Consider the following 936-nt stretch of genomic DNA (forward strand, 5'->3'; position numbering starts at 1 on the left):
CAAAGGCGGAGAAGTACTTGTCTGCAAGGGAGATGTGGCCAATGAAGAACAGATGCTACAAGTCGTCCAAGAGGCGGAAGAGCTGTTCGGACAGATTCATGGCGTGATTCATGCTGCAGGAATACTACACAATGACAATTTCGGATTAATCAAAGACACTATTACAGAAGAAAGCGAAGAGCACTTTAAAGCTAAAATTTACGGAACATTAATATTAGGCAAAGTATTAAAAGACCATAATATAGATTTTGCCATATTAATGTCTTCCTTGTCATCCACCCTGGGAGGTTTGGGTCATGTGGTTTATGCTTCCGCCAATAAATTCATGGATGTTTATGCTCTTGGGAAAAATAGAGGAAATAACCAAAATTGGATATGTGTTAATTGGGATGTATGGCAAAATAAAATTATTGAAGACTCGATACTCGTCATCAACAATGCCATTAGGTATGAAGAGGGAATGAAAGCCCTGGATTATATAATTGACAGTAAAGGTTGTTCCCAAGTGCTCGTTTCTACAGGCGAATTGCAAGACCGGATAGATAACTGGCTTAATCTGGAGAAGATAACAGATACCAAAAAGAAAGAAAAGGCAAAAAGCATCAGTGAATGGAAGGATCTTGAAAAAGAGTTGGCCAGGATTTTCAAGGAAATGATCGGAGTCGAAAAGATCAGCAAAAACGACAATTTCTTTGAAATGGGTGCCACCTCTTTAACCTTGATACAGGTAAATGAGCAGATCAAACATGAACTAAAGCTTAACATCTCCATAGAAAAACTCTTCACCTACCCTACAATTTACGAGCTTGTCAACTACTTGAAAGAGGATAGTAGCTATGGCGAAAGTTTCCTTGATACCGAAAAACAAAAAGCGGTCATTTCCGAATCCAAGGATATTGCTGTCATTGGTATGGCTGGACGTTTTCCGGGAGCAAA

Annotated in this window: 1 protein-coding gene; it reads left to right on the plus strand. The window is 39.2% G+C overall.

The features are described from left to right. A partial coding sequence (locus ACFSQJ_RS14145) for an SDR family oxidoreductase (protein ID WP_377767624.1) occupies nt 1-936 on the plus strand: 936 nt, incomplete at both ends.

It is taken from the genome of Croceitalea marina (assembly GCF_042684265.1).
In the GTDB taxonomy this organism is placed as follows: domain Bacteria; phylum Bacteroidota; class Bacteroidia; order Flavobacteriales; family Flavobacteriaceae; genus Croceitalea; species Croceitalea marina.